General features: G+C 71.6%; 23 protein-coding genes and 1 pseudogene. 12 read left to right on the forward strand and 12 right to left on the reverse strand.

Annotated elements, in window-relative coordinates; genetic code table 11:
* Positions 1-80: 80 nt before the first annotated feature.
* The 4 genes and pseudogenes from ACFV9O_RS30375 (at position 81) to ACFV9O_RS30390 (ending at position 2,961) form a co-directional block, all read left to right on the forward strand.
* Positions 81-464, forward strand: coding sequence for a helix-turn-helix domain-containing protein (locus ACFV9O_RS30375; protein ID WP_019889909.1), 384 nt, complete (start codon positions 81-83; stop codon positions 462-464).
* A gap of 200 nt (positions 465-664) precedes the next feature.
* Positions 665-1,135, forward strand: a complete 471-nt coding sequence (locus tag ACFV9O_RS30380) for a Dps family protein (RefSeq protein ID WP_385423411.1) — start codon at positions 665-667, stop codon at positions 1,133-1,135.
* A gap of 128 nt (positions 1,136-1,263) precedes the next feature.
* A pseudogene (locus tag ACFV9O_RS30385) lies at positions 1,264-2,121 on the forward strand (alpha/beta fold hydrolase).
* A 585-nt stretch (positions 2,122-2,706) separates the two neighbouring features.
* Positions 2,707-2,961 carry a hypothetical protein gene (locus ACFV9O_RS30390; protein WP_385423413.1) on the forward strand — a complete coding sequence of 85 codons (255 nt, stop codon included), beginning with the start codon at positions 2,707-2,709 and terminating at the stop codon, positions 2,959-2,961.
* Here ACFV9O_RS30390 and ACFV9O_RS30395 read toward each other — a convergent pair.
* Genes ACFV9O_RS30395 through ACFV9O_RS30405 form a run of 3 tightly spaced genes read right to left on the reverse strand, consistent with a single transcriptional unit; the run spans position 2,909 to position 9,218 of the window.
* A complete protein-coding gene (locus ACFV9O_RS30395) occupies positions 2,909-3,685 on the reverse strand; it encodes an SDR family NAD(P)-dependent oxidoreductase (RefSeq protein ID WP_385423415.1) in 777 nt (258 codons plus the stop codon). The genes ACFV9O_RS30390 and ACFV9O_RS30395 overlap by 53 nt on opposite strands.
* Before the next feature lie 33 nt (positions 3,686-3,718).
* On the reverse strand, positions 3,719-4,543 hold the full coding sequence (locus tag ACFV9O_RS30400) for an Fpg/Nei family DNA glycosylase (protein ID WP_385423417.1): 825 nt from the start codon (positions 4,541-4,543) through the stop codon (positions 3,719-3,721).
* 52 nt (positions 4,544-4,595) lie between these two features.
* Positions 4,596-9,218, reverse strand: coding sequence for an ATP-dependent helicase (locus ACFV9O_RS30405; protein ID WP_385423419.1), 4,623 nt, complete (start codon positions 9,216-9,218; stop codon positions 4,596-4,598).
* 55 nt (positions 9,219-9,273) lie between these two features.
* Between ACFV9O_RS30405 and ACFV9O_RS30410 the strand changes: the two genes are divergently transcribed.
* The 3 genes from ACFV9O_RS30410 to ACFV9O_RS30420 all read left to right on the forward strand — a co-directional run bounded on the left by ACFV9O_RS30410 (position 9,274) and on the right by ACFV9O_RS30420 (position 11,564).
* Positions 9,274-10,107 carry an AraC family ligand binding domain-containing protein gene (locus ACFV9O_RS30410; protein ID WP_385423421.1) on the forward strand — a complete coding sequence of 278 codons (834 nt, stop codon included), beginning with the start codon at positions 9,274-9,276 and terminating at the stop codon, positions 10,105-10,107.
* A 408-nt stretch (positions 10,108-10,515) separates the two neighbouring features.
* On the forward strand, positions 10,516-11,259 hold the full coding sequence (locus ACFV9O_RS30415) for an AzlC family ABC transporter permease (RefSeq protein ID WP_385423423.1): 744 nt from the start codon (positions 10,516-10,518) through the stop codon (positions 11,257-11,259).
* Positions 11,256-11,564 carry an AzlD domain-containing protein gene (locus tag ACFV9O_RS30420; protein WP_385423425.1) on the forward strand — a complete coding sequence of 103 codons (309 nt, stop codon included), beginning with the start codon at positions 11,256-11,258 and terminating at the stop codon, positions 11,562-11,564. The genes ACFV9O_RS30415 and ACFV9O_RS30420 overlap by 4 nt, the downstream gene beginning before the upstream one ends.
* Before the next feature lie 45 nt (positions 11,565-11,609).
* Here ACFV9O_RS30420 and ACFV9O_RS30425 read toward each other — a convergent pair whose 3' ends face one another.
* Entirely contained in the window at positions 11,610-12,515 is a 906-nt protein-coding gene (locus ACFV9O_RS30425) for a hypothetical protein (protein ID WP_385423427.1), read from the reverse strand.
* Between the two features lie 79 nt (positions 12,516-12,594).
* Between ACFV9O_RS30425 and ACFV9O_RS30430 the strand changes: the two genes are divergently transcribed.
* Positions 12,595-12,789, forward strand: a complete 195-nt coding sequence (locus ACFV9O_RS30430) for a DUF3046 domain-containing protein (protein WP_385423429.1) — start codon at positions 12,595-12,597, stop codon at positions 12,787-12,789.
* A 393-nt stretch (positions 12,790-13,182) separates the two neighbouring features.
* The gene (locus ACFV9O_RS30435) at positions 13,183-14,337 is read left to right on the forward strand and encodes an AI-2E family transporter (RefSeq protein WP_385423467.1); all 1,155 of its coding nucleotides are present in this window, start codon (positions 13,183-13,185) and stop codon (positions 14,335-14,337) included.
* A gap of 27 nt (positions 14,338-14,364) precedes the next feature.
* On the opposite strand, the gene ACFV9O_RS30440 is transcribed toward ACFV9O_RS30435, so the two are convergent.
* Positions 14,365-14,670, reverse strand: a complete 306-nt coding sequence (locus tag ACFV9O_RS30440) for a hypothetical protein (protein WP_385423431.1) — start codon at positions 14,668-14,670, stop codon at positions 14,365-14,367.
* Between the two features lie 62 nt (positions 14,671-14,732).
* Between ACFV9O_RS30440 and ACFV9O_RS30445 the strand changes: the two genes are divergently transcribed.
* Entirely contained in the window at positions 14,733-14,954 is a 222-nt protein-coding gene (locus tag ACFV9O_RS30445; protein WP_385423433.1) for a hypothetical protein, read from the forward strand.
* A 54-nt stretch (positions 14,955-15,008) separates the two neighbouring features.
* On the opposite strand, the gene ACFV9O_RS30450 is transcribed toward ACFV9O_RS30445, so the two are convergent.
* Complete coding sequence (locus ACFV9O_RS30450; protein WP_385423435.1) at positions 15,009-15,992, reverse strand: SDR family NAD(P)-dependent oxidoreductase; 984 nt, start codon at positions 15,990-15,992, stop codon at positions 15,009-15,011.
* A 246-nt stretch (positions 15,993-16,238) separates the two neighbouring features.
* Between ACFV9O_RS30450 and recA the strand changes: the two genes are divergently transcribed.
* Both recA and recX read left to right on the forward strand, forming a co-directional pair.
* Positions 16,239-17,372 (forward strand): recombinase RecA, encoded by a 1,134-nt coding sequence (gene recA, locus ACFV9O_RS30455; protein WP_385423437.1) that lies wholly within the window; start codon positions 16,239-16,241, stop codon positions 17,370-17,372.
* Positions 17,369-17,962: a recombination regulator RecX gene (recX, locus tag ACFV9O_RS30460; protein WP_385423469.1), complete on the forward strand. Its 594-nt coding sequence runs from the start codon at positions 17,369-17,371 to the stop codon at positions 17,960-17,962. Before recA ends, recX begins: the two co-directional genes overlap by 4 nt.
* Positions 17,963-18,368: 406 nt before the next feature.
* On the opposite strand, the gene ACFV9O_RS30465 is transcribed toward recX, so the two are convergent.
* From ACFV9O_RS30465 to ACFV9O_RS30490, 6 genes are all read right to left on the reverse strand, one after another.
* Positions 18,369-18,776 carry a rhodanese-like domain-containing protein gene (locus ACFV9O_RS30465; protein ID WP_385423439.1) on the reverse strand — a complete coding sequence of 136 codons (408 nt, stop codon included), beginning with the start codon at positions 18,774-18,776 and terminating at the stop codon, positions 18,369-18,371.
* On the reverse strand, positions 18,773-19,300 hold the full coding sequence (locus ACFV9O_RS30470; RefSeq protein WP_385423441.1) for a cysteine dioxygenase: 528 nt from the start codon (positions 19,298-19,300) through the stop codon (positions 18,773-18,775). Before ACFV9O_RS30470 ends, ACFV9O_RS30465 begins: the two co-directional genes overlap by 4 nt.
* Before the next feature lie 147 nt (positions 19,301-19,447).
* Positions 19,448-19,534: a putative leader peptide gene (locus ACFV9O_RS30475; protein ID WP_311307652.1), complete on the reverse strand. Its 87-nt coding sequence runs from the start codon at positions 19,532-19,534 to the stop codon at positions 19,448-19,450.
* Positions 19,535-19,566: 32 nt separating this feature from the next.
* Positions 19,567-21,168, reverse strand: a complete 1,602-nt coding sequence (locus ACFV9O_RS30480) for an FAD-dependent monooxygenase (RefSeq protein WP_385423445.1) — start codon at positions 21,166-21,168, stop codon at positions 19,567-19,569.
* 200 nt (positions 21,169-21,368) lie between these two features.
* The gene (locus ACFV9O_RS30485; protein ID WP_385423447.1) at positions 21,369-22,307 is read right to left on the reverse strand and encodes an amino acid ABC transporter permease; all 939 of its coding nucleotides are present in this window, start codon (positions 22,305-22,307) and stop codon (positions 21,369-21,371) included.
* On the reverse strand, positions 22,304-22,969 hold the full coding sequence (locus ACFV9O_RS30490) for an amino acid ABC transporter permease (RefSeq protein WP_385423449.1): 666 nt from the start codon (positions 22,967-22,969) through the stop codon (positions 22,304-22,306). Before ACFV9O_RS30490 ends, ACFV9O_RS30485 begins: the two co-directional genes overlap by 4 nt.
* Positions 22,970-23,116 lie beyond the last annotated feature (147 nt).

Genomic DNA, 23,116 nt, shown 5'->3' on the forward strand with positions numbered 1-23,116 from the left:
GCTCCCCGCACGGCCGCAGCGCGAGGCGGTACGGTGGGGCGTGAAGGATGCGGCTACGCGGTCCGAGGAGGGAGCCACCGATGATTCTGCTCCGTCGCCTGCTGGGTGACGTGCTGCGTCGGCAGCGCCAGCGCCAGGGCCGTACTCTGCGCGAAGTCTCCTCGTCCGCCCGAGTATCGCTCGGCTATCTCTCCGAGGTGGAACGGGGGCAGAAGGAGGCTTCCTCCGAGCTGCTCTCCGCGATCTGCGACGCGCTTGACGTACGGATGTCCGAGCTCATGCGTGAAGTGAGCGACGAGCTGTCGCTGGCCGAGCTGGCCGAGTCGGCAGCGGCGAGTGAGCCGGTGCCTGCGCCAGTACGCCCGATGCTCAATTCCGTGTCCGTGACGTCGGTGGCGGGCGTGCCGACGGAGCGGGTGACGATCAAGGCGCCCGCAGAAGCGGTGGACGTCGTCGCCGCGTGACGGCGATGTGCCGAATGGCGTCCGTACGCTGAATCTCCACGTGTGAGCCCCGGTCGGGTGGGTATCCGGCCGGGGTATCACTGTGTCCGCTTTCGCGGTGCCGCTTTCGTTGCGTCACCGATTTCGCTTTGTCACCGAATGACTGTTTTTCGGCATATGTGCCATCGTGGGATGCGGTGTCATCTCAAGGGAGGTCACGCATGTCTGTTGTGAAGAGCCCACTGTCCGAGGCGGACCGGAAGGTCACCGGCGAGGCGCTCCAGGGCGCGCTGGTGGATCTGGTCGATCTGGCGCTGGTGGCCAAGCAGGTCCACTGGAACGTGGTCGGTCCGCGCTTCCGCTCGGTCCATCTTCAGCTGGACGAAGTCGTCGCCGCTGCGCGGCAGCACTCCGACATCGTGGCGGAACGGGCCTCGGCGATCGGCGTCACGCCGGACGGGCGGGCCGGGACCGTCGCGTCGACGAGCGCGATCGGGAAGGTGCCGGAGGGCTGGATCCAGGACGTCGATGTGGTCAGCACGATGGTGCAGGCGCTCGGTGCCGTGATCGGCAAGATGCGGGAGCGTATCGACGCCACGGCGGAGCCCGACCCGGTGAGCCAGGACATCCTGATCGGGCTGACACGCGAGCTGGAGAAGCACGCGTGGATGTTCCAGGCGGAGAGCGTCTGACCTCGTGGGGAAGTCCCCTGTAGCCCCGGCCGGCCGGGACTCCGGCAGGCCGGGCCCGGGGGCGGCCTGCCGGTGAAGTGCCCGGTAAGGAACCGGATGAGGAACCCAGTTGCTCTGGCTGGGTGCCGCTGACAGGGTCGTGCCGCACGCCTGCCTTCTCCGCGCACGACGGGACCGAGCTCGCCCAACACCTGGTGGGAGACGGCCCTCCGGCGGTCTGCCTTCCCGGCGGACCTATGCGGGACTCCATGTGCCTCGGCGACCTCGGCGGACTCTCCGCGCACCGACAGTTGATCATGCCGGACCCTCGGGGAACCGGTCGGTCGGCGACACCGTAAGACTCTGCCTCCTACCGCTGCGACCGCCTCGTCGATGACGTCGACGCCCTGCGCGAGCACCTGGGCCTCGACCGGATGGACCTGCTGGCGCATTCCGGCGGCACGATTCTGGCCGCACGCTATGTCGAGCGCCATCCGGAACGCGTCGGCAGGCTCGCGCTGATCACGCCGAGCCCCATCGGCGTCGGCATCACGATCACCGGGGACGTCCGGCGCGCGACGGCCCGGCTCCTCCGGGACGAGCCGTGGTTCCCGGCGGCGTTCGCGGCCCTGGAAGCGATCGTCGCGGGCAAGGCCACCGCCGACTCCTGGGAGGCCGTCGCACCGCCGCGCCACTGCCGCTGGGCCGACGCGGCCCGGGCTCATCAGGCCGCGGAGGGCGGGCACAGGAACGGGGAGGCCGCGGCTGTCTTCGGTGCCGAGGGTGCCTTCGACCCGGACGCGACCCGCACGGCACCCGCAGCGTTCGGGCAGCCGGTGCTGGTACTCGCCGGGGAGTTCGATCTGAACTCCCCGCCTCCCGCGATGGCCGAGCTCGCCGGGCTGCTTCCGAACGCCCAGTACGTCGTCCAGCCCGGAGCCGGACACTTCCCGTGGCTCGACGACGCCGACCGGTTCGTGGCGACCACTGCGGCGTTCCTGGGGTGAACGACCCGACGGGCAGCGCCCTTCGACGCATGACGCGGACGGACTCGGCGAGGACGCGGTCGCGCAGCGTGCGGTGCGCGTACGTATGTTCGCCCGCGCGCGGAGGGGTGGACCTGCTCGGTTCTGGATGCGGCGGGGGATGGCGCGGGTGAGACTGGCTCGACGGAGGAATCTCCGGAACCGAGCGGAAGGATCCCGGAATCTCGTGGCGACGAACCGAGTCTGTCCCAGGCCAGGGCGTGTCCCGCGACGTCACACCTGGGTGTTCCCAGCGGAGAGCCTGTAGGCGAGCGTCCGGTGGCGATGGTGTCCGAGGGGCCTGCCGGAGGGGTCTCCGAGAGGCGCCCCCGGGCCGCCCTGGCCGCGGGTGTTCCCGCCGTGATCGACGACGCTCCTGCGCTGATCGAGGATGCTCCCGCATCGATCGAGGGTGCGGCTGACGTTTGGGGTGTGCGCGGGCGCATGGCCCGGGGCATGAACCCCTGGGGCGCCTGGCACATACGCTGCCGGCGCGCCCGGTGTGCATCCGGTGCGCCCTCCCGCCGAGTGATCGGTCCGGTCTAGCGTCGACCGGAGGAGGCGGCCATGGTGAGGCGATGGGTCCTGCTGCCGGCGCTCGCACTGGGCGCACTGTGGTGGTGGGCCGTACTGCGGCTGGCGCTGGTGCCGGAGCATGCGGGGCTCGTCGAGGGGGCAGTGGCGGCAGGCGGGTGGGGGCTCAGTCTGCTGCCGGTGCATGTCGCGTCGCGGGCCGGGAATGCCGGCACGGCCGGGGGAACGACCACGGCTACCACGGCATCGCGACGCCCCCGTTCGGACGGAGGATCTGACCCGTCGTGAACGACGACGCGTCGGAGGCGAGATGGAGGACCGCGTGTGCGATGTCCTCGGGCTCGCCGACCCGGCCGAGCGGTGACAGCCGAACCATGGCGGCCTCCGCCTTCTGCCGAAGGCCTGCGTCATGGCGGTCGGTCATGGGGGTGCGGATCCAGCCCGGTGCGACCGCGTTCACCCGAATGCCGTGCGGTCCGAGCTCGGCGGCAAGGGTCTTGGTCAGCTGTACGACGGCCGCCTTCGCGGCGCTGTAGCAGAGCAGGCCGGGGTTCGCGGCATCGACCGCGCCGGAGGCCATGGTGACGATGGAGCCCCTCACGCCTGCGTCGATCATGGATCGGGCAGCTGCCTGGCCGGCGTAGAGCACGCCCTTGAAGTTGACCGCGAGGACCCGGTCGAGGTCCTCGTCGAGGGTCTCCAGGACCGGGCTGGAATGCATGATTCCGGCGACCGCGGCCATGATGTGCAGGGGTCCCGAGGCCTGTACGGCAGCCTGTACGGCCGCGTGGAGCCGGTCGCGGTCGCTGACGTCGACGAGGTGGGTGTGGGCAGTGCCCCCGGCGTCGTCGATCAGGGTCCGGGTCTCATGGAGGCCCTTCTCCTGCATGTCCGCGCAGTGGACGGTGGCGCCCGCCTGGGCGAGGAGGACGGCGGTGGCGCGGCCTATGCCGCTCGCCGCACCCGTGATGAACGCGGTGCGGCCGGTGAGGTCGTACGCGGTGAGGGGCATGGCGGTGAACGTACGACCATATCTGACGGATCGTCAACTAGGTGTCGTGGTCCGGTCGGCGGGGCCGGACTGGCAGTCCGGGCACCAGTAGGTGACGCGGTCGTCCTGGCCCGCCCTGCGGATCGGGGTGCCGCAGCGCAGACAGGGATGGCCCTCGCGGCCGTAGACGAACAGGCGCTGCTCGGTGCGGCGTTGCGCGGTGCCACGCGCCGTGGGTGTCGTGCGGCGGTCGAAACGGTCCTTGTTCGTCTCCAGGAGGCGATGGGCCGTGGCGACGAGCCGGTCGGGGACGCCGGCGGGGAGCTCACCCACCGGCAGCCAGGGCGTGACCCGCGCCATGAAGGCCAGCTCCGACTTGTAGACATTGCCGATGCCGGCCAGATTGCGCTGGTCGAGCAGGGCTTCGCCGAGGGGGCGGGTGGGGTCGGCCAGCAGATTGCGCGCCGCGATGGCGGGGTCCCAGTCCGGGCCCAGCAGATCGGGGCCGAGATGGCCGACAACCTGTTCCTCGTCCCTGGTGCGGAGCAGCTCCAGGACGGGCAGGCGATAGCCGACGGCGGTGCTCTCGTCGTTGCCGAGGATCGCCCGGATCTGGTGGCTCGGACCGCCGCGCCAGCGCTCCCCGGCCGCGTACACCTGCCAGGAACCGTCCATCCGCAGGTGGGAGTGGAGGGTGAGGCCTCCCTCGATACGGGTGAGGAGATGCTTGCCGCGCGGGGTGACGTCAAGAACCTCCCGGCCCGTGAGATCCGCGGTGGCGAACCGCGGAACCCGCAGGTCGGAACGGGTGAGTATCCGCCCGGCAAGGGCGTCGTGCAGCTTCCGGGCGGTCAGCCAGACGGTGTCTCCTTCGGGCATGGCATCCATCATGCGGGACGACGGGCTCGGGCGCGGTGGCACCCGAGGGTCGCTACGGGCGTATCCGGAGGCCTCGGGGGGTGGCGTGGAAGCCGGACTCCTCCAAGGGGCGGGACAAGGGGGAGGTCAGGGCCGCGGCTCCGTTGATCCGCTCGACGGTGACCGTGCCGAGTGTGCCCGCCCGGGCCGCCGCGGCGAGGGCCTCGGCGGCGGACCGGAGCTCGGGGGCGTCCGGCTCGGTGGGCCAGGACAGCAGGGTCTTGCCGCCCCGCTCCATGTAGAGCGTGAGCTCGCCGTCGACCAGGACGACGAGGGAGCCCGCCTTGCGTCCCGGCTTGTGGCCCGCGCCGCTCGGCGGCTCGGGCCAGGACAGCGCCGCCCCGTACGCGTTCGCCGGATCGGCCGCCGCGAGCACCACCGCGCGGGGCGCCGCCTGCGCATCGGCGCGGTCGCGGGCCGTGGCTGCGGCGCGCAGCCGGTCGACCGCGCCGTCCATCGCGAACTGGGCGGCCCCCAGGCCCTCGACGACATAGCCGCGCCGGGCCTGCCCGCTGTCCTCGAAGGCGGACAGGATGCGATACGTCGCCGAGAAGCCGCCCTCGACGCCTTCGGCGGCGACCGCGCCCCGGGTGACCACGCCGTGGCGGTCCAGCAGGGTGCGGGCCAGGGCGTGGGCGCGGTGCGTGGGGTCCGGCTCCTGGGCGGGGAGCAGGGACCAGCGCCCGGAGACGGTGGGCGGGCCCGTGCGGGACGCGGGGCGGGCGGCCGCCGTAAGCGAGCCGTAACGCCCGCGCGGGACCGTGCGCTTGGCGCGGTGCGCCGTGGAGCCCGCGGTGCGGCCCGAGCCGAGGAGCGAACGCAGCGGTGCCAGGGTGTCGTTGGTGAGCCGTCCGGACCATGCCAGGTCCCAGACGGCGTCGGCCAGTTGGGGATCGGTGGCGTCGGGGTGGGTGGTGGCGCGGACCTGGTCCGCGATCTGACGGAAGAACAGCCCGTATCCGCCGGAGAGTGTGGTGAGCACCGATTCGTGGAGGGCGGTCAGCTCCAGCGGGTGCGGCTGCGGGAGCAGCAGCGGTGCGGCCTCGGCGAGGTAGAGGGAGATCCAGCCGTCCTTGCCGGGGAGCGCGCCGGCTCCGGCCCACACGACTTCGCCCGTCGTCGTCAGCTCGTCGAGGAGCGCCGGGGAGTAGCCCGTGACGCGGGACGGCAGGATCAGCTTCTCCAGCGCGGAGGCGGGCACCGGCGCGCCCTGCAACTGCTCGATGGCGCGGGCCAGTCCGTCGACGCCGCGCAGGCTGTTGTTCCCCAGGTGCTGCCACTGGGGGAGGAACGTGGCGAGCGCGGCCGGGGGGACCGGCTCCAGCTCCTGGCGCAGCGCGGCGAGGGAGCGCCGCCGCAGCCGCCGCAGCACGGCCGCGTCGCACCACTCCTGGCCGATGCCCGACGGATGGAACTCGCCCTGCACCACCCGCCCGGTCGCCGCGAGCCGCTGCAGCGCCCCGTCGGTGACGGCGGCCCCGAGGCCGAACCGGGCAGCGGCCTGCGACGAGGTGAACGGCCCGTGCGTACGCGCGAAGCGGGCCAGCAGATCGCCCAGGGGGTCCTTCACGGGCTCCGTGAACGCCTCGGGCACGCCGACCGGGAGCGCCGTGCCCAGCGCGTCCCGCAGCCGTCCGGCGTCCTCGATCGCCGCCCAGTGGTCGGCCCCCGCGACACGGACCCGGATGGCCCGGCGGGCCGCGGCGAGCTCCTGGGGCCAGCGCGGGTCGGCACCGCGCTCCTCCAGCTCGGCGGTCGTGAGCGGCCCGAGGACGCGCAGCAGATCGGCGACGCCTTCGGCGTCCTTGACACGGCGGTCATCGGTGAGCCACTGGAGCTCCTGCTCCAGCTCGGTCAGCACGTCCGCGTCGAGCAGCTCGCGCAGCTCGGCCTGGCCCAACAATTCGGCGAGGAGCCGCGAGTCCAGCGACAGGGCGGCGGCGCGGCGCTCGGCGAGGGGCGAGTCCCCCTCGTACAGGAACTGCGCCACGTACCCGAAGAGGAGGGAGCGGGCGAAGGGGGAGGGCTCGGGGGTGGTGACCTCGACGAGCCGGACCCGGCGGGACTCGATGTCGCCCATCAGCTCCTCGAGCCCAGGAACGTCGAAGACGTCCTGGAGGCACTCCCGCACGGCCTCCAGGACGATCGGGAACGAACCGAACTCGCTTGCCACCTGCAGCAGCTGGGCCGCGCGCTGCCGCTGCTGCCACAGCGGGGTGCGCTTGCCGGGATTCCGCCGCGGCAGCAGCAGGGCGCGCGCAGCGCATTCACGGAACCGGGACGCGAACAGCGCGGAGCCGCCCACCTGATCGGTGACGATCTGACCGATCTCGCCCTTGTCGAAGAGGGTGTCGGCCGCACCGACCGGGGCCTGCTCGCTGTCGTAGGTCGTGTCCAGGTGCACAGGGTCCTGGTCGAGCAGGTCCAGGCCCATCAGATCGGCGTCGGGAAGCCGCAGCACGATGCCGTCGTCGGCGTGCATGACCTGCGCGTCCATCCCGTACCGCTCCGCCAGCCGGGCGCCGAGCGCGAGCGCCCAGGGAGCGTGCACCTGCGCGCCGAACGGGGAGTGCACCACGACTCGCCAGTCGCCCAGCTCGTCACGGAACCGCTCGACCAGGATCGTGCGGTCGTCGGGCACATGGCCGCAGGCGCGGCGCTGCTCGTCCAGATACGCGAGCACATTGCCGGCAGCCCACGCGTCGAGACCGGCGGCCAGCAGCCGCAGCCGGGCGTCCTCCTCGGAGAGCGAGCCGACCTCACGGAGGAACGCGCCCACCGCGCGCCCCAGTTCGAGGGGCCGCCCCAGCTGATCGCCCTTCCAGAACGGCAGCCGGCCCGGCACACCGGGAGCGGGAGAGACCAGCACCCGGTCGCGCGTGATGTCCTCGATGCGCCACGAGGTCGTGCCCAGCGTGAAGACGTCCCCGACACGGGATTCGTACACCATCTCCTCGTCGAGCTCGCCGACCCGGCCACCGCCCTTCTTCGGGTCCGCCCCGGCGAGGAAGACGCCGAACAGCCCGCGGTCGGGGATCGTGCCGCCCGAGGTGACGGCGAGGCGCTGGGCTCCGGGACGCCCCGTGACTGTCCCGGCGACCCGGTCCCACACCACGCGCGGGCGAAGCTCCGCGAAGGCGTCGGACGGATAGCGTCCCGCGAGCATGTCCAGCACGGCCGTGAAGGCCGACTCGGGGAGCGAGGCAAAAGGCGCGGCGCGCCGCACCAGGGCGAGCAGGTCGTCGACCTGCCAGGTGTCGAGGGCGACCATCGCGACGAGCTGCTGGGCCAGCACGTCCAGGGGGTTGGCGGGGATACGGAGCGACTCGATGGAGCCGGTGCGCATCCGCTCGGTGACCACGGCGGCCTGGACAAGATCGCCCCGGTACTTGGGGAAGACGACGCCCGTGGAGACCGCGCCCACCTGGTGTCCGGCTCGGCCGACGCGCTGCAGACCGGACGCGACGGACGGCGGCGACTCGACCTGGACGACCAGATCCACCGCGCCCATGTCGATGCCCAGCTCCAGACTGGACGTCGCCACGACCGCGGGCAGCCGGCCCGCCTTCAGGTCCTCCTCGACCAGGGCGCGCTGCTCCTTGGAGACCGAACCGTGGTGCGCGCGGGCGAGCAGGGGCGGGGCGCCCTGCGCGGCCCCGGACTGCGCCATGATCTCGGCCGGCGGGGCGCTCTCCGGGAGAGCCGCGCCCATGGCCCGTTCGTACGCGATCTCGTTCAGCCTGTTGCACAACCGCTCCGCCAGACGGCGGGAGTTGGCGAAGACGATCGTCGAACGGTGTGCCTGCACCAGGTCGGCGATGCGCTCCTCGACATGGGGCCAGATCGACGGCTTCTCACCAGGGCCGTCGGGCTCGGACGCGGGGGAGCCGCCGAGCTCGCCGAGGTCCTCGACGGGAACGACGACGGAGAGGTCGAACTCCTTGCCGGAAGGCGGCTGGACGATCTCCACCTTGCGCTGCGGCGAGAGGTAGCGCGCCACCTCGTCGACGGGCCGGACGGTCGCGGACAGACCGATCCGGCGGGCCGGGCGCGGCAGCAGCTCGTCCAGCCGCTCCAGCGACAGGGCGAGGTGCGCGCCCCTCTTGGTCCCCGCGACCGCGTGCACCTCGTCCAGGATCACCGTCTCGATCCCCGCCAGCGCCTCGCGCGTCGAGGACGTGAGCATCAGGAACAGCGACTCGGGTGTGGTGATGAGGATGTCCGGCGGACGCGTCGCCAGCGCCCGCCGCTCGGCGGCCGGAGTGTCGCCGGAGCGGATCCCGACCCGCACCTCGGGCTCGGGCAGGCCGAGCCGCACGGACTCCTGGCGCATACCGGTCAGCGGGCTGCGCAGATTGCGCTCGACATCGACCGCGAGCGCTTTCAGCGGCGACACGTACAGCACGCGGCAGCGCTTCTTCGTGTCCGCGGGGGGCGGAGTGGACGCGAGCCGGTCGAGAGCTGCCAGGAACGCCGCGAGGGTCTTGCCGGAGCCGGTCGGGGCCACGACGAGCACGTCCGAACCCTGCCCGATGGCCCGCCACGCACCTTCCTGGGCCGCGGTGGGCGCGCTGAACGCCCCCGTGAACCAGCCGCGGGTCGCGGGGGAGAAGGAATCGAGCGCTGTCCTGGACATGCACCCATCCTGCACCCCGCCACTGACAACGGGTCCGACCTGCGAGAATGTCCTCATGGCCAAGGGTGAGTGGGCGCGTTACTGGCAGCATGACGGGCTGCCGGGCATCGATCTGCTCCGTGCCCACTACGTCCGGCACACCTTCCCCCGCCACAGCCACGAGGGGTACGTCTTCGCCACGATCACCGGCGGGATCGAGGACGTCGGGCTGCCGGACGGGGTCGTGCACGCCGGACCCGGCACCGTCGTCATGATCAATCCCGAGGTCCCGCACACCGCGCGGGCCGGGGGCCCCGAGGGCTGGATGTACTCGACGCTCTACCCGTCGTCCCAGGTGGTCGCCGACATCGCCGCCGAGACGACCACCATCCGCGGCACGCCGGGCTTCGCCGAGACCGATGTGGTGGACCACCAGGCCGCCCGGCTGATCCGTGAGGTCCATCGCGCGGCCGAGGAGGGCAACGCGCTCGCCGCCGACAGCATGCTGCGGATCATGGTCTCCCGGATGCTGCGCACGTACGGCAGCGCACTGCCCCCGCGCGAGCTGCGCACTGCGGGCGCGCGCGACGCCGCACGCGCCCGCGCGGTGCTGGAGGAGCGGATGACGGATCCGCCGACCCTCCAGGCCCTGGCCTCCGAGCTCGGCACCAGCCCGTTCGCCCTGCTGCGGGCCTTCCGCGACAGCTACGGCATGCCGCCGCACACCTGGCTCACGGACGCGCGGGTCCGCCGCGCCCGGCGGCTGCTGGACGCCGGCATCGCCCCGGCGGAGGCGGCCGTGGCGGTCGGCTTCACCGACCAGCCGCACCTCAACCGGCACTTCGCGCGCATCGTGGGGGTGCCGCCGGGCGCGTACCAGCGGGGGCGGGGGCTCGACGGAGCCCGTTGAGATCCGGGCGGAGAGCAGGCGGGCTGGCGGGCTGGCGAGCAGGCGGGCAGGCGGGCACTCGAGAGGCTCAGGGGGTGCCCTGTCCTTCGGGGTTCGCTTCCGGTCCTTCGGGCTCCGTCCCCGGTCTTTCGCGATCCGTTCCGGCTCGCCCGCAAGGGACGTCAAGGGCGCCCTGACATCAAGAGCGCCTGACGTCACGGGTACGCTGGGCCGGGCCGGTGCTGCGAAGCGCAAAAACGTACAAGACCTGATGCGAACCGCCCCCGTAACGTCCACGACGTGGCAGAACAGACAGCATCCGCAGACATACCCATCGGCGAAGGACCGACGGCCGCCCGTGGGCCCGCAGGACACGGTGTACCCGGCGCTTTCGGCACTCTGGGCGCATCCGGAGTCCCCGGTGCTTCCGTGAAGGCCGACTCCGCGGTCGTACGGGACGCCCTCGGCGTCGGTGTCGCCGTCGGCCTCTCCGGCTTCGCCTTCGGCGTCACGGCGGCGGGGGCCGGACTCGATGTGCTGCAGATCTGCGCGCTCAGCCTGCTCGTGTTCACGGGCGCCTCGCAGTTCGCGCTGGTCGGCGCCCTGGCGGCGGGCGGCAACCCGTTCACCGCGGCGGCCGGTGCGTTCTTCCTCGGCACCCGCAACGCCTTCTACGGCCTGCGGCTGTCGCAGCTCCTCGCCCTGCCGCGGCCGGTGCGCCCCTTCGCGGCCCACTGGGTCATCGACGAGACCACGGCCGTCTCCCTGGCCCAGCCGACCCGTCGCGCCGCCCGACTGGGCTTCACCGTCACCGGCCTCACCCTCTACGTGCTGTGGAACCTCACCACGCTGCTCGGCGCGCTCGGCGCCGAGGCGATCGGTGACACCAATGCCTGGGGTCTCGACGCCGCCGGGCCTGCGGTGTTCCTCGCCCTGCTCGCACCCATGCTGCGGACCACGACCGAGCGGATCGTCGCCGGTGTCGCGGTCGTCCTCGGTCTCGGGCTGCTGCCGGTGCTCCCAGCGGGGGTGCCGGTGCTGATCGCGGCGCTCGCCGCGCCCGCCGTCCTCTGGCTCGACGGGCGCAGGATCGGCAGCCGGAAGGAAACCAACAGCCGGAAGGCCATCACCGATCGGCAGGAAACCAACAACCGGAAGGGAACGGACCGTTGAACGTCTGGATCGCGATCGGCGTGACCGCGGTCGCCTGCTACCTGGTCAAACTGACCGGCCTCCTGGTCCCCGCCGGGGTGCTGGAGCGCCCGCTCGTGCAGCGGCTCGCCGCGCTGCTCCCGGTGGCACTGCTGGCCGCCCTCACCGCGCAGCAGACGTTCGGCGCCGACAGCGCACTCGTCCTCGACGCCAGGGCCGCGGGGCTGGGAGCGGCAGCGGTCGCCCTGATTCTGCGCGCGCCCTTCCTCGTCGTCGTGGCCGCGGCCGTGCTCGTCACCGCGGGTGTACGGGCCCTCGGGGGATGAGACTCGTGGGATCCACCCCGTAAAGCCGGCTCGGCGACGGGTGCCTCAGCGCACCGCGCGTCCGTGCGCCCTCAGCGTCCTGAGGGCCTCGATCGTCACGATCGGACGCGACTCCAGGGCCGTGCCCGGTGCCCACTGACGCCACTTGACGGGCCAGCCGCCGTCCTCCTGCTGCTCCGCCGCGAGGTGGTCGAGCGAGCGCTCCATCTCCTCGTCCGTGAACCAGCGGCGGGCCAGCGAGTCGGGCACGCGCGCGTAGTCGTACGGGAAGTGGTGCTCGCCCGGGGCGTACCCCTCGGCTACCGGGTACGCGTCCGTCCGTGACGGGTCGAGGACCACGAGGCGCTGCTCGCGCACGAGCCGGCCGAGCCGGTCCGCCGCGGCCTCGGCGCGGGCCCGGTCCGGGACGCCGTCCAGGAAGGCGACCGCCGCCTCGATCTCGTACGGATGCGACTTCTCCAGCGCGTCGACGGCCGCCCAGCAGAAGTCGGTCGCGCGGAAGAGCCAGGCGTGCCACACACGGTTGCGGTGCAGCAGTCCGACGACCGGCCCCGTCGCCAGCAGCTCGCTCGGTGGGTCGTCGACGATCGGGATGAACGGCGCAGCGGGATAGCCCCGCTGCGAGGGGTGCACCGCGGGCAGTGCGCCGTCCCGGGTGGCGACGCCCGTGAGATAACGGCACATCCGCTCCACCCGCAGCCCGCCGCAGCGGCCGATCGAGTCCAGCACGCGCAGCGCGTGCGCCGTGTGGAGCGGCTGGCTCACCGGGCCGCGGAGATCGGGCTCCAGGGCGTGTCCGTAACCGCCGTCCTCGTTGAGATACGCGCTCAGCGCGGCCTCGACCGGCTCCGCGTCCGCGCGCAGGAAGTGGTACGCGAACCGCCGCTGCTCGAGCACGCGGGCCGTCAGCCAGATGAAGTGCTCGGCCCGTGCCGAGGGTGTTCCAGCCATGTTCCGACCGTAGGGCGGAAAGGGCTTTCGGCAAGGCGGACGGACACGGCTGCACTCTCAGGAGCGGGATACTGAGGGCATGCGGTTGACGATTTTCTGGGAGCGGATGGAAGAGCACTTCGGCGCGGCGTACGCCGATTCCTTCGCACGCGACCATGTGATGGCCGAACTCGGCGGGCGCACGGTGCACGAGGCACTGGCGGCCGGATGGGAGACGAAGGACGTCTGGCGAGGGGTCTGCGCCGCCGTGGGGATCCCCGCGGACAAGCGATGAGCCGAGGAGTTTTCCACAGGCCGTGGTCCAGTCGTCGGAGCGGTACGCGAGACTGGCTCCGTGGCATCGACTGACGAGACAGTCCGGGACGAAGAGCCGCCGACCGCCCTGCCCGGCGCCGGCGGGGCGGACACGCGCACGGAAGCGGGCGCGGCTGCCGACACGGCCGCGGACGCGGACACGCGTACGGCACCCGGGACGGACACCTGTCCCGGGACCGCCCCCGCCTCCGCCCCCGGCTCCGCCTCTGCGCCCGCCTCCGCGACCGTCCCCCAGCCGGGCGCCGCTCCCGAGGCAGGCCCCGGAGCCGGGATCGCCCCTGGACCCGACCGCGACGCAGGTCAGGGTGCAGGCTCGGGCACAGGGACCGCCAAGACCGGCGGTCCCGCTCGTATGCCCCGCTGGCTGCCCCGCGCCATGATCCTGGCCCTGGCTCTCTACGCCTGCTTCCAGCTCGGCAGCTGGGCCTTCCACCAGCTCATCGGGCTGCTGATCAACATCCTGATCGCGTTCTTCCTGGCGCTGGCGATCGAGCCGGCAGTGGGCCGCATGGCCGCCCGCGGCATGCGCCGCGGTCTCGCGACCTTCCTCGTCTTCTTCGCGGTGCTGGCCGTAGGCGCCGGCTTCGTCGTGCTGCTCGGCTCGATGCTGGCGGGTCAGATAGTCGAGATGGTGGGGGACTTCCCGAAATATCTCGACCAGGTGATCAACTGGATCAACGAGACGTTCCACACCGAGCTGTCCCGCGTCGAGATACAGGACAGCCTGCTGCGCTCCGACTGGCTGCAGCAGTACGTGGAGAACAGTGCGACCGGCGTGCTCGACGTCTCCGCGACCGTGCTCGGCGGCATGTTCAAGGTGCTGACGATCTTCCTGTTCTCCTTCTACTTCGCGGCCGACGGGCCCCGGCTGCGGCGGGCGCTGTGCTCCGTGCTGCCGCCGGCGAAGCAGACCGAGGTGCTGCGCGCCTGGGAGATCGCCGTCGACAAGACGGGCGGCTATCTCTACTCGCGCGGTCTGATGGCCCTGATCTCCGGTGTGGCGCACTACGTCCTGCTGGCGCTGCTCGACGTCCCGTACGCTCCGGTGCTGGCGGTGTGGGTGGGCCTGGTCTCCCAGTTCATCCCCACGATCGGCACGTATCTGGCGGGCGCCCTGCCGATGCTGATCGCGTTCACGGTCGATCCCTGGTACGCGCTGTGGGTGCTCTGCTTCGTCCTGATCTACCAGCAGTTCGAGAACTATGTGCTGCAGCCCAAGCTCACCGCCAGGACCGTGGACATCCACCCCGCGGTGGCGTTCGGATCCGTCATCGCCGGCACGGCGCTGCTCGGGGCGGTCGGCGCGCTGATCGCGATTCCGGCGGTCGCGACGCTCCAGGCGTTCCTCGGCGCGTATGTGAAGCGGTACGCCGTGACGGACGACCCGCGCGTGCACGGCCACCGTCGCCACGGCGAGGCGGTGGTGGCCCGGCTGCAGCCCGCCCCGGGCAGCAAGAACGCGGCTGCCCGGGAGGAGCAGGCGCCGGCCGCGGAGGGCGACGCCTGAGACGCCTCGGGCGGTCCCGGCCGCGCGTCAGTGGTGCTCCAGCTCCACCTTCGGCAACGCCCGGCGCAGCCAGGAGGGCAGCCACCAGGCACTGCGCCCGAGGAGCTGAATGACCGCAGGGACGATGGTGTCGTCGATCTGACGCCTGCCCGCGGTCTGATGTGCCTCGCCGAAGCCGACGGCGAGCAGTGTGATCACGCCGAGCGCGACCGCGCGTTCGAGGCGGTTCCAGGTGGCCGGCCGGAGCTGGTGCGGATTGGCGATGAGGAAGTCGAAGAGGCGGCCCGCGTAGCCCGGCAGGTCGTCGGCCGTGAAGGGGACCTCGTCGAGCACGCGCGCGACATGCGCGTCCTGCCGGCCCGGTGAGCGCGGACTACGACCGGACGGTCGGCGAGATGAACCGATACCGCGAATCCACCGTCGCCACCTGGCCGGGAGACCCCGCCCGCGCGGCGAGGATCATCACCGACATCGCCCGCCTCGACGAACCGTCTCTGCGCCTCCTGCTCGGTGCCGGGGCCGCCGAGCTCGCCGACCGGGCCTCCAGGGACCGTGCCGCCGAAGCCGCGGAGTGGGCCGAGGTCAGTCGCTCCGCCGACTCCCCAACGGGCGAGTAGCCGTCGAGTGGGGCTGTCGGCAGCGGCCCGTCCGGGCGGGCGGGACGGTACGCCTCAGGCGGTCGTCGCCGCGAACGCGTCGACGCCCGTGAGCTCGGCCGAGAGCGTCCACAGCCGCGCCGCCTGCGCCGGGTCGATCGCGTAGGCGCGCACCCCATGGGTGAGCTCTCCCTCACGGTCGTCCTCGCTCGAAGGCTCCGCGATGTCGCAGTCCTCGCAGTAGACGCCGCCCATGCCTGCCAGCTGTGGGGAGGTCGCGGCCCACACCTGCGTCGCCGCGCCCTGCTCCGGCGTCTTGAAGCTGCGGTCCGTCGGGTTGCCCTCCTCGTCGATCCAGCCGGCGGCGACCATCTCCTCCTTGGCCAGGTGGCGTACCAGCTCGGTCATGATTTCGCCGGGATGAAGCGCGAACGCCCGCACTCCGAAGTCCCGGGCAAGCGCATCGAGCCGTACCGCGAACAGTACGTTCGCCGTCTTCGACTGACCGTACGCCTGCCACTTGTCGTAACCGTGTTCCAACTGGACGTCATCCCAGCGGATGCGCGAGAGGTGGTGGCCCCTGGAGGACACGGAGACCACACGCGCACCGCCGTTGCGCGAGAGCGCCGGCCAGAGGCGGTTCACGAGCGCGTAGTGGCCGAGGTGGTTGGTCGCGAACTGCGCCTCCCAGCCCGGGCCGACCCGTGTCTCCGGGCTGGCCATGATTCCGGCGTTGTTGATCATCAGGTCGATGCTGCGGCCGGAGGCGATGAAGCGGTCGGCGAAACCGCGGACGCTGTCGAGGTCGGCGAGATCGAGCTCGTCGACCTCCACGCCGTCGATGCCCGCGACCGCCTCCTCGGCGACCGGGCGCCGCCGGGCAGGTACGACGACGTGGGCGCCGGCGCTGACGAGTGTCCGCGTCGTTTCCAGCCCGAGGCCCGCGTAGCCGCCGGTGACGATCGCGAGCTTTCCGGTGAGGTCGATCCCCCGCGCAACCTCCTGTGTGGTGCTCCGGGCTCCGAAGCCCGATCCGATCTTGTGCTGAGGAGTTGTCATGCTTCGACGCTACGAATTGGAGCGCACTCGAAGGCAAGTCGTGGCGCCGTGGCGTCGGCGCGCCACGCACCGTGGCGCGCTTGACACCAAAATCGAACATCCATTCTTATGGGGTTCGGCCCTTGAAACTCCGGGGTATTCCGCCGGGTTTTCCACAGGCCGGACGGACGTCGGGGCGCATTGTCAGTGGCAGGGGTTAGCGTCTTTGACGTGAAGCGATCGACTCAAGCAACCCGGGTGGAACCCATGGCAGGAACCGACCGCGAGAAGGCGCTCGACGCCGCGCTCGCACAGATTGAACGGCAATTCGGCAAGGGCGCCGTGATGCGCCTGGGCGAGCGGCCGAATGAGCCCATCGAGGTCATCCCCACCGGGTCGACCGCGCTCGACGTGGCCCTCGGCGTCGGCGGCCTGCCGCGCGGCCGTGTGGTGGAGGTGTACGGACCGGAGTCCTCCGGTAAGACGACCCTGACCCTGCACGCCGTGGCCAACGCGCAGAAGGCCGGCGGACAGGTCGCCTTCGTGGACGCCGAGCACGCCCTCGACCCCGAGTACGCGAAGAAGCTCGGCGTCGACATCGACAACCTGATCCTGTCCCAGCCCGACAACGGCGAGCAGGCGCTCGAGATCGTCGACATGCTGGTCCGCTCCGGCGCCCTCGACCTGATCGTCATCGACTCCGTCGCCGCGCTCGTGCCGCGCGCGGAGATCGAGGGTGAGATGGGCGACTCGCATGTGGGTCTCCAGGCCCGGCTGATGAGCCAGGCGCTCCGGAAGATCACCAGTGCGCTCAACCAGTCGAAGACCACCGCGATCTTCATCAACCAGCTCCGCGAGAAGATCGGAGTGATGTTCGGCTCGCCGGAGACCACGACCGGTGGCCGGGCCCTCAAGTTCTACGCATCGGTGCGCATCGACATCCGCCGTATCGAGACCCTCAAGGACGGCACGGAGGCAGTCGGCAACCGCACCCGCTGCAAGGTCGTGAAGAACAAGGTGGCGCCGCCCTTCAAGCAGGCCGAGTTCGACATCCTGTACGGCCAGGGCATCAGCCGCGAGGGCGGGCTCATCGACATGGGCGTGGAGCACGGCTTCGTCCGCAAGGCCGGCGCCTGGTACACGTACGAGGGCGACCAGCTCGGCCAGGGCAAGGAGAACGCGCGGAACTTCCTGAAGGACAACCCCGACCTGGCCAACGAGATCGAGAAGAAGATCAAGGAGAAGCTGGGCGTCGGTGTCCGCCCGGAGGCGCCGTCGGCAGAGCCGGGCGCGGACGCGGCGAGCGCCGCGGCCTCGGCCGATGAGCCCGCGAAGTCGGTTCCCGCACCCGCCGCGAAGGCCACCAAAGCCACCAAGGCGGCGGCCTCGGCCAAGAGCTGAGCCGATCCGTGACCCGGCGCACCGAATGGCCGGGCGACAGCCCCGACTCGTCGAGGGCCGAGAAGGAGTTGTCGCCCCAGGATCCGGCTGAGCGGGCGCGGGCGATCTGCCTGCGCCTGCTCACCGGGACCCCGCGCACGCGGAAGCAGCTCCGCGACGCGCTGCACAAGAGGGACATCCCGGATGATGTCGCCGATGAGGTCCTGTCCCGTTTCGAGGATGTTGGCCTCATCGACGACGCGGCGTTCGCGGACGCCTGGGTGGAGTCCCGGCACCATGGGCGGGGCCTGGCCCGCCGCGCCCTCGCGCGCGAACTGCGCACCAAGGGCGTCGACCCGGCGCTGATCGACGAGGCGGTCGGTCAGCTCGACTCGGACCAGGAGGAGGCGACGGCCCGCGAGCTGGTCGCCCGTAAGATCCGGACCAGCCGCGGCCTCGACCGGGACCGCAGGCTGCGCCGCCTCGCGGGCATGCTCGCCCGCAAGGGATACCCGGAGGGCATGGCCCTGCGGGTGGTCCGCCAGGCGCTGGAGGAAGAGGGCGAGGACACCGAGGGTCTGGGCGAGGGCCTGGACGACGGCCTGTACTGACCCGGTGCCCACCCGGTACCGCTCGTGCCACCAGCACCGTGCCCACCAGCACCGTGCCCACCGGTACCGCTGTGCCGGCACTGCTGTGCTCGCGGCACTGCTCTGACCACCGGCACCTCTGTGACCTCAGCACCATGACGGCCCGCGCTCGGGGCGGGCCGACGGGTGCATCTGCCCGCAGTACCGGGCACCACCGGACCGGCGACCCCGGAGGGGACGGGGTGGGGGAAGCTCCACCCCGGGGTCGCCGGTCCGGTGCACCGAGTCATACGCACCGGCCACCGGTGGCGCTCAGGGCAGCATGCCCCTCGCCGCCGGGCCGGGTACCGCAAAGCCCGCACCTGTGCCCTTCCCCCAGCCCGGGGCCCACGGGCACGCGGGTGCAGGGGCCCACGGCCAGGCGCGCCTACGCCACCGCCCCCGGCGGCACCTGCACCGGCAGGCCCTCCGCCCGCCAGGCCTGGAAGCCGCCCACCAGATCCGTTGCCCGGTGCAGCCCCAGCTGCTTGAGCGAGGCGGCCGCGAGCGACGAGGCGTACCCCTCGTTGCAGATCACCACGACCTGCAGGTCATGGCTGGTGGCCTCGGGCGCACGGTGGCTGCCCTGCGGGTCCAGCCGCCACTCCAGTTCATTGCGCTCCACGACCAGCGCGCCGGGGATCAGCCCGTCCCGGTCCCGTAGCGCGGCATAGCGGATGTCCACCAGCAGCGCCCCGTTCGCCGCCGCGTCGAAGGCCTCGCTCGGCCCGACCCGGTCGAGGCCCACCCGGACCTGCTCCAGCAACTCGTCGACACCCACAGGGCGGTTGCTCACTGCCAGTCCTCCGGACGCTCGACCTGCTCAAGACGGAGCACCGCGCCGGACCGGCTGAAGCGCCGGATCAGCGGCAGCGGCGGATAGTACGCATGGACAGAGACCGCGTGCTCGGTCTCCGACTCGTTCAGCACCTCGTGCACATGGTGCCGCCCGAACGCCCGGCCCTGGCCGGGGCCCAACTGCCGCTCGCGGTCCACCCCTTCGGCCAGCTCCAGGGTCTTCCAGCCGCTCGCCGGGAGCCGTACCGCGAGCGAGTTCTCCTTCAGCTCGCCGGAGGCCGTGGCGAACGCGCCGACCGACTCGGCGTGGTCGTGCCAGCCCGTTCCCGTGCCCGGAGGCCAGCTGATCAGCCAGGCCTCGCTGCCACCAGGCCCGTCGAGCCGTACCCAGGTGCGGCCCTCCGGATCGAGCGGAAGGGAGCTGATCAGTCCGGCGTCGGCGACGGTGCGCCGGACGAAGTCGAGGAGGTCGGCCGCGGTGGGCGCGGCCGTTTTCGTGGGTACAGGGACAGACTGGGCCACAAGAACCGTCCTGGAAGTTCGCTGAGATGCATACGGCCCGGCGTACGAAGCGCGCACGAATTCATGCGCGCGAACCACGCGTAGGAGAAGCGCGTACGAGGAACGCGTACGAACGCGAAGGGGCCGCGAGGGGGGAAGAAGGCGAATTCAGCAGGACGGACGACACACGCAGCCCGCATAGCGGAGCAGATCCATATGGACCCTCCGCCACAGGCGCACATCGGTGTCGGTCACGATCCGGAGTACACCATGTGCGCCTGCGTCGGTCAATTGATGTCCGCAGTGCGGTCAGCACCGACCGAGGAGGACTCGGGCACGCCCCCACGCACCGCGTCCGCCGCCGCGTACAGCTCGGCCGGGTGCACCCCGCCGAACGCCGCCACGAGATGCCCGTCCGGCCGTACCAGCAGGACCGTGTGCGCCGAAGCCCCCGGGTAGGCCTCGGTGACCAGCAACTCGGCCCGTACCGGCAGTGCCTCGACGGCCGAGGCCAGCCGCGGCATCACACCCGCGCTCACCCAGTGCCGCCGGTCCCACACCCCGGTGCCGGGCGCCACCAGCACGACCAGCAACCGGCCCCGCCCCAGCCGGTCCCGGAGCCGTACGGCCGTGCCGTCCGGGGCCGTGACCCGGATGTCGTCGACCGGTGCTCCGAACGGGGTACCGACCGCGGTGTGCGCCTCGGCGTGTTGAGGTGCGAGGGGAGAGTGCGGGTACGAAGGGGGCGCGCCCAGCGGCCCGAGCCCCAGATGCCCGTCGGTCAGCAGGGTGTCGTGCCCGCGCCCCGCACCCGGCAGATAGGTCCGCAGACCGCCGCTGCTCCGCAGTATCGGCAGCGACTGGTCGGCGGCGCGCAGCCGCGCGGCGACGGCGGTGCGCCGCTCGGCCTGATAGCTGTCCAGCAGCGTGTCCGAAGCGCCGTGGTGCCAGGCCTGCGCCAGCTTCCAGGCGAGGTTGTCGGCGTCGCGCAGCCCCTCGTCGAGCCCCTGCGTACCGACCGCGCCGAGGAGATGGGCCGCGTCGCCGGCGAGAAAGGCCCGGTCCACGCGCCAGCGCCGGGCGAGACGGTGATGCAGGGTGTAGACACCCGTGTCGATGAGCTCGTACTGAGGTGGCCCGTCGCACCAGCCGGACAGGGTGTCCCGCACCCGGGACACCAGCGCGTCCGGTGTCACCAGCTCGCCGCGGGCGGGCAACAGCCAGTCGAGCCGCCAGGCACCGTCCAGCAGCGGCCGGGCCGTCACCTCTTCGCCGCCCGAGCGCCACGGCGGCAGCCGGTGCAGCACCGCCTCGTCCGGCCACGGCATTTCGGTGCGGAGAGCGGCCACGGCATGGCGCTCCACGGCGGTACGCCCGGGAAAGCGGACCCCCAGCAGCTTCCGCACGGTCGACCGTGCCCCGTCGCAGCCGACCAGATAACTCCCGCGCCACCAGGTCGCCTCGGGCCCGCGCGTGTGCGCGGTGACCCCGCTGCCGTCCTGCTCCAGTGCGTCCAGCCGGCTGTGCGTGGCGACCTGCACGAGGTCGTCCGCGGCGATGGCGTCGCGCAGCCCGCGCAGCAGAGCGTGCTGCGGAATGTGCAGTGGAGCCGGCATCTCGTCCCCGCCGAGCTCCAGCACGCGCATCTCCTGCTTGCGCCGAAGCGAACGCCAGCCGATCCAGCGGGCTCCCTCGTCACGGATCGTGGCGCAACCGAGCCGTTCCATCAGGGCCGCGGTGTCGGCACGCAGTACGACCGTGCGGGCGGGGCGCGGTTCGTCCTTCCCCGCACCCTCGTCGAGCACGACGGAAGGAACACCCTGCGCAGCGAGAGCGAGCGACAGCGCGAGCCCGACGGGCCCCGCGCCGACGACGATCACCGGGTCCACGGCGCTGCTCCTGAGGCCCGCGGAGACAGAGGGAACAGTGGGAATGGGCTGGGCGAAGCCCGGTGCGCGATCACAGAACGTATGCAACCCACTGCCGGTGCCCCCGTCAAGCGACGGGGGCGGCAGCGCGTTCGCGCCGCCGCCCCCGTGGAGCGTTCGCTCGTGGAACCTTCGCCCGTGGAGCCTTCGGACTCGTGCCGTCAGATGCCGCCGCCTCCGGCGCCGGACTTGAAGTCGCCCTGCGTCGAGATGCCGTCGCCGGGAGGCCCGACCGTCTCCAGGCCGCCCCCGGGCCCGGCGTGCACCACCGCGCCCGTGCTCTTCTTCCCGCGCCGGAGCTTCTTCTCCAGCCAGCTCGCGACCGAGGTGAGAGCGAAGTTCAGGGCCACGAAGATGACGGCGACGACGGTGAAGCTGGCGATGGTGTTCGCGCCGTAGTTCGCGCTCATCGGACGGACCGATGCGAGCAGTTCGGAGAAGGTGAGCATCGCGCCGCCGAGCGCGGTGTCCTTCACGATGACCACCATCTGGCTGACGATCGCCGGAAGCATGGCGGTCACCGACTGCGGCAGCAGCACGTACCGCATCGTCTGGCCCTTGCGCATACCGATCGCCTTGGCCGCGTCGCTCTGCCCCCTGGGCAGCGACAGGATGCCGGCCCGGACGATCTCGGCGAGCACCGAGGCGTTGTAGAGCACCAGGCCGGTGACCACCGCGTACAACGGCCGCACATCACTGCTGATGTCGGTGAAGTCCGAGTACGCCTGGTTGGCGAACAGCATCAGGATCAGCACCGGGATCGCGCGGAAGAACTCCACGACGGTGCCGGCGACGCCCCGGACCCACCGGTGGTCGGAGAGCCGGGCGATACCGAAGAACGCGCCCAGCGGCAGCGCGATGACCAGCGAGAGGCTCGCAGCGATCAGGGTGTTCTGCAGACCCGGCCAGATGTACGTCGTGTACGGCTGGGAACTCGTGAAGAACGGCTCCCACTTGATCCAGTCGAGCTGGCCCTTGGCGTTCAGGCTGTCGTACACCCACCACAGCACACCGGCGAGGGCGATCGTGAACAGCACCGTGTAGAGGATGTTGCGCCGCTTGGCGCGGGTCCCCTGGGCGTCGTAGAGAACGGAACTCATCGCTTCACCGCCACCTTCTTGCTGACCCAGCCGAGGACCAGTCCGGTCGGCAGCGTGAGGCAGATGAACCCGAACGCGAAGACAGCGACGATCGGGATGAGGGCGGCGTACTCCTCGATCCAGCCCTTCATGAGGTACGCGGCCTCGGCGACGCCGATGGCCGACGCCACGGTCGTGTTCTTCGTCAGCGCGATCAGCACGTTCGCCAGGGGATTGACCACCGAGCGGAAGGCCTGCGGGAGGATGATGAGCCGCAGCACCTGCGTGAAGCTGAGGCCGAGCGCACGCGCGGCCTCAGCCTGCCCGACCGGCACCGTGTTGATGCCGGACCGCAGTGCCTCGCACACGAACGCGGCAGTGTAAGCGATCAGACCGAGCACCGCGAGCCGGAAGTTGATCACCTTGAAGTCGTCTGCGCCGAGGGTGACACCGAGCGTCTGGAACAGGCCCAGCGAGGTGAAGACGATGACGACGGTGAGCGGGATGTTACGCACGACGTTCACGTACGCGGTACCGAAACCCCGCATCAGCGGGATCGGACTGACCCGCATGCCGGCCAGCAGCGTTCCCCATATCAGGGAGCCGAGGGCCGAGTAGACGGTGAGTTTCACCGTCACCCAGAAGGCCCCCAGTAGGGCGTTCATATCAAGAAAGTCGAACACGATCTCCCGCGCTTCCGCGTATGCGTGTGGGAAGGGCCCGGGGGGGGGGGGGCGGGCGGGGGGGGGGGGGGTGCACGAAGCGCAGGAGCGCTGCGAGGGGGGGGGGTGCTTTTGGGGGGGATGTTTTTTTTGCTGATTAGGTGAAAA

The organism is Streptomyces sp. NPDC059909, assembly GCF_042730885.1.
Taxonomy (GTDB): Bacteria; Actinomycetota; Actinomycetes; order Streptomycetales; family Streptomycetaceae; genus Streptomyces.

Coding starts and splice junctions, on each gene's coding strand:
- recA (WP_385423437.1), top strand. CDS start 16,239: ATGGCAGGAACCGACCGCGAGAAGGCGCTCGACGCCGCGCTCGCACAG.
- ACFV9O_RS30425 (WP_385423427.1), bottom strand. CDS start 12,515: ATGGCTGGAACACCCTCGGCACGGGCCGAGCACTTCATCTGGCTGACG.
- ACFV9O_RS30405 (WP_385423419.1), bottom strand. CDS start 9,218: ATGTCCAGGACAGCGCTCGATTCCTTCTCCCCCGCGACCCGCGGCTGG.
- ACFV9O_RS30390 (WP_385423413.1), top strand. CDS start 2,707: ATGGTGAGGCGATGGGTCCTGCTGCCGGCGCTCGCACTGGGCGCACTG.
- ACFV9O_RS30410 (WP_385423421.1), top strand. CDS start 9,274: ATGGCCAAGGGTGAGTGGGCGCGTTACTGGCAGCATGACGGGCTGCCG.
- ACFV9O_RS30395 (WP_385423415.1), bottom strand. CDS start 3,685: ATGCCCCTCACCGCGTACGACCTCACCGGCCGCACCGCGTTCATCACG.
- ACFV9O_RS30380 (WP_385423411.1), top strand. CDS start 665: ATGTCTGTTGTGAAGAGCCCACTGTCCGAGGCGGACCGGAAGGTCACC.
- ACFV9O_RS30445 (WP_385423433.1), top strand. CDS start 14,733: ATGAACCGATACCGCGAATCCACCGTCGCCACCTGGCCGGGAGACCCC.
- ACFV9O_RS30485 (WP_385423447.1), bottom strand. CDS start 22,307: ATGAGTTCCGTTCTCTACGACGCCCAGGGGACCCGCGCCAAGCGGCGC.
- ACFV9O_RS30435 (WP_385423467.1), top strand. CDS start 13,183: ATGCCCCGCTGGCTGCCCCGCGCCATGATCCTGGCCCTGGCTCTCTAC.
- ACFV9O_RS30400 (WP_385423417.1), bottom strand. CDS start 4,543: ATGCCCGAAGGAGACACCGTCTGGCTGACCGCCCGGAAGCTGCACGAC.
- ACFV9O_RS30450 (WP_385423435.1), bottom strand. CDS start 15,992: ATGACAACTCCTCAGCACAAGATCGGATCGGGCTTCGGAGCCCGGAGC.
- ACFV9O_RS30375 (WP_019889909.1), top strand. CDS start 81: ATGATTCTGCTCCGTCGCCTGCTGGGTGACGTGCTGCGTCGGCAGCGC.
- ACFV9O_RS30430 (WP_385423429.1), top strand. CDS start 12,595: ATGCGGTTGACGATTTTCTGGGAGCGGATGGAAGAGCACTTCGGCGCG.